General features: G+C 45.3%; 5 protein-coding genes and 1 other RNA gene. 2 read left to right on the top strand and 4 right to left on the bottom strand.

Going from position 1 to position 3,746, the window contains the following annotated elements; translation table 11 throughout:
* The 4 genes from C1T29_RS00175 to tadA all read right to left on the bottom strand — a co-directional run.
* On the bottom strand, window positions 1-204 hold a 204-nt coding region (locus tag C1T29_RS00175; RefSeq protein ID WP_208945710.1), incomplete at its 3' end, for a YbaB/EbfC family nucleoid-associated protein.
* A gap of 26 nt (window positions 205-230) precedes the next feature.
* Window positions 231-1,931, bottom strand: coding sequence for a DNA polymerase III subunit gamma/tau (gene dnaX, locus C1T29_RS00170; protein WP_035337522.1), 1,701 nt, complete (start codon window positions 1,929-1,931; stop codon window positions 231-233).
* 129 nt (window positions 1,932-2,060) lie between these two features.
* An RNA gene (gene ffs / locus C1T29_RS00165) (signal recognition particle sRNA large type) lies at window positions 2,061-2,326 on the bottom strand.
* 90 nt (window positions 2,327-2,416) lie between these two features.
* The gene (gene tadA / locus C1T29_RS00160; RefSeq protein ID WP_025810903.1) at window positions 2,417-2,899 is read right to left on the bottom strand and encodes a tRNA adenosine(34) deaminase TadA; all 483 of its coding nucleotides are present in this window, start codon (window positions 2,897-2,899) and stop codon (window positions 2,417-2,419) included.
* Window positions 2,900-2,981: 82 nt separating this feature from the next.
* On the opposite strand from tadA, the gene C1T29_RS00155 reads away from it, so the two are divergent.
* Together C1T29_RS00155 and C1T29_RS00150 are read left to right on the top strand one after the other, a co-directional pair.
* Window positions 2,982-3,530 (top strand): cysteine hydrolase family protein, encoded by a 549-nt coding sequence (locus tag C1T29_RS00155; protein ID WP_026579014.1) that lies wholly within the window; start codon window positions 2,982-2,984, stop codon window positions 3,528-3,530.
* Window positions 3,531-3,566: 36 nt separating this feature from the next.
* The coding region (locus tag C1T29_RS00150) for a LysM peptidoglycan-binding domain-containing protein (RefSeq protein ID WP_208945579.1) at window positions 3,567-3,746 on the top strand (180 nt) is incomplete at its 3' end.

Genomic DNA, 3,746 nt, shown 5'->3' with positions numbered 1-3,746 from the left:
AACATCTTCAGGGTCTACGACTTCCTCTTTGATGATGACGTCGATGACTTCTTTTTGGCCGTTTACCTTAACAGTCACCATTCCGCCGCCCGCAGTACCTTCAAGTACTTTTTCTGCCAGTTCCTCCTGTGCCTTTTGCATATCCTTTTGCATTTTTTGCATTTGCTTCATCATTTTCTGCATGTTACCCATTCCACCGCGCATACTCAAATCCACTCTCTTTCATGTTTTTATTCTTTAATTTCAATCAGTTCCGCTCCGAACAGTTTTTTAGCTTCTGATACGAGCGGATCTTCTTCTTTCGGTTCATTTGCTTCAGAATCTTCCGGCTGATGATCCTGCAGAAATTCTTCTCTTATTTTACCCCATTGGGCTTCGGGAACGCCAACTATATCTATCCTTCCGCCGAGCATTCCATCCAAAATTTGCTCCAGGTTTGTCCTGACTCCATTATTGTCTTCAGCTACCATTTTACAGTGAATTTCGTATTTGAATGCGAGGACAAATGCTTTTGAAGATGCAGCCACCGGCTCGCTGTCATTTAAAAGGGCAGCATGCGATACTTTATTCTGCTGTTTAAGCTGGGCAAGCAATTGTCCCCAGCAGCTCTTCAATTTTTCGAGGTCCGGTCTTGTAGCATCTTTTAATATTTCATGAATACGGCCGACAGGCGCTTTATATGCGCTTTTCACGCTTTTTTGCGGACGGGACGTTTCTTTAGGCTGGGCGGGAGCCGAAGAAACCTGTACACCTTGTGTTTTAAGCTTCTCAATCTCCTGCTCAAGCTGCCGAACCTTGTTGACGAGATTATCCACTTCCGGCTGGGCGGCCGCGGATGCCCCTGCTTTTGGTCCCTGGCAGAGCTTCACAACTGCAACTTCAAAGAAGATACGCGGATGGTTCGTCCATTTCATTTCCTGATGGCTTTTATTTAATATATCGATCATTTCGTAAAGGTCTGGTGCAGGAATTTGCCGGGACAGAGCTTGGAACTCTTCGTCCACCTTCACCTTTTCAAGAACGCCTTCTAAATCAGGCGCCGTTTGATAAAGAAGCATATCCCTGAAGTAGAAAATCATATCCTCGATTAATTTTGCCGGGTCTTTTCCCTGCTGAAGCAGTTCGTTCAATGTTTCCAAAGCACCGGAAACATTTTTTTCGTGGAGGGTTGAGGCGAGCTTTCCAATATAGTGCTGTGACACAGCCCCTGTTATCAGCAGCGCATCATCCACCGTCAGCTCATCTCCGCTGAATGATACAGCCTGATCGAGCAGGCTCAGCGCATCCCTCATGCCGCCGTCGGCGGCACTGGCGATGATGTCTAAGGCGCCATCCTGCACCTTGAACTGTTCAGCTTCGACGATTTTTTCCATTCGTCCGACAATTGCCTGTGAGGTAATCCTCTTAAAATCAAATCGCTGACATCTAGAAATAATCGTTAAAGGAATTTTATGAGGCTCTGTTGTTGCGAGAATAAAGATACAATGTTCCGGCGGCTCTTCAAGCGTTTTTAGAAGAGCGTTGAATGCGCCGATAGAAAGCATATGTACTTCATCTATGATATATACTTTATACGTGACGGCAGACGGGGCAAATTTCACCTTGTCGCGGATGTCGCGTATTTCATCTACACCGTTGTTAGAAGCGGCGTCAATTTCAATTACATCTGAAATCGAACCGTTTGTAATGCCTTTGCACGCGGAGCATTCATTGCACGGTTCACTGACCGGAGCGTGCTCACAGTTGACAGCTTTGGCAAACAGTTTTGCGGCGCTTGTTTTTCCCGTTCCCCTCGGTCCGGAAAACAGATAAGCGTGCGAAAATTTCTTTTGTAAAAGGGCATTTTGCAACGTTTTCGTGATGTGCTCCTGACCGACTACATCTTCAAACAACTGCGGCCTGAACACTCTATATAAAGCCTGGTAACTCACAAACACGCCCTCCTCTTGTTTTCATCATTTCCATTATACATGAAGCAGCTTTCAAATCCAAAAGCTCTTCTTAAGAAAAAAACTCATCTATATTAAAATAGATGAGTTCTTAATTTGATGATTGATTTACCGTGCACCTTCTGTCGATTCGCTACCCTAAGCGTTACTTAAGCAGTTAGCTCAGCCCAGGCAACCCTGCGGCACATGGAAGGTTCCACTTAATGCTGCTTCCTTCCGGACCTGACATGGTTCATGGATTCCCATTGCGCAGGACCCAAGCGTCAACACCACTTGCTTAAGGCAGACCTTAAAGTAAACGAACCTCGAGAAAGGGATTCGGCCTCGCTCGAGCGGATTGCGAGTACAGGGCACCGCTACCTCCCCGCTTAGCACGGCAAAATAAATATCAAATTATTTAAGCTGCGTCTTCATGTGACGCACTCATTAGTATAACTTGTTTCACCCTAAATTGCAAATTTCCGTCATCACAGCTCCCTTTTCTTTTCCGCTTTCTTTTTTGCGCGGAGCTTTCTGAAAAAATCGCTTAGCATCCTGCCGCATTCTTCTTCCATTACGCCGCTTACGACTTCAGCCTGATGATTGAATCTCTCTTCCTGCAGGAGATTCATCAAAGTCCCCGCACAGCCGCCTTTCGGATCAGACGCTCCGAACACCACTTTGTCGATTCTGGAGAGAACGGCCGCTCCGGCGCACATCGGACATGGCTCAAGGGTAACGTAAAGAACAGATCTCTCCAGCCGCCAGGTTCCCAGCTTCCGACATGCCTCTTCAATAACGAGCATCTCTGCGTGGGCAACCGATCTTTGCTCGGTTTCCCGCAAATTATGGGCGCGGGCAATAATTTCGCCATCCAGAACCAGTACGGCGCCAATCGGCACTTCGCCTTTTTCTTCAGCTTTTCTCGCTTCATTGATCGCTTCTTTCATATAAAACTCGTCTTGTGTCATCCGCATGCACTCTTTCAATGTTTTTCGCCCGACAGAATAGGCTAACTTATAGTTAAAGGAATATGCAATCTGAAAGGAGACAATCGCATTGTCCAATTCAGCTCTCATTATAGTCGACATCATTAATGATTTTCAATTCGATATGGGTGACGTCCTTTCCAAAAAGACCAGAAACATGACCGAGCATCTTCTGGCATTAAAAGAACACGCAGCCAAAAAGAAATGGCCTATCATATACATTAATGACCACTTTGGAATTTGGCAAGCGGATATTGCTGCCATTATCAAGAAATGCAAAAACGACAGAAGCGAATATATCATCGACCGGCTCGCACCGAATAACAACGATTATTTCTTAATCAAACCAAAGCACTCAGCTTTTTACGGCACCGCCCTTGAAACATTGCTGAATGAACTTCATGTCGACCATTTGATTATTACGGGAATCGCAGGCAATATTTGCGTGTTATTTACGGCAAACGACGCTTATATGAGGGAGTACGATATCACGATTCCGCACGATTGCATTGCCTCAAATAATGAAAAAGACAACAAATATGCGTTGACGATGATGGAAAATGTTCTGTTCGCCAATATTACGACGGTTAAAGAGATCACCGCCGAAACTTGAGCATGAAACACTTCCTTTCTTCATATAGTGGTAGCAATGAGAAAGGAGGCGTTTCCCATTCAGATTTATGTCGTGAAAAGAGGCGATTCCCTTTATCAAATCGCGAATCGCTATCGAACAACAGTTAATGAAATTGTCGCGACGAATGAAATTCCCAACCCGAATCGGCTTGTTGTCGGACAAACTATCGTGATACCGATCGCCGGCGAGTTTTAT

The sequence above is a fragment of the Bacillus sp. MBGLi79 genome, assembly GCF_002953915.1.
Note: the sequence above shows the minus strand (reverse complement) of the source record. Positions and strands in the feature narration are given on the sequence as shown.

Coding starts and splice junctions, on each gene's coding strand:
- tadA (WP_025810903.1), bottom strand. CDS start 2,899: ATGACACAAGACGAGTTTTATATGAAAGAAGCGATCAATGAAGCGAGA.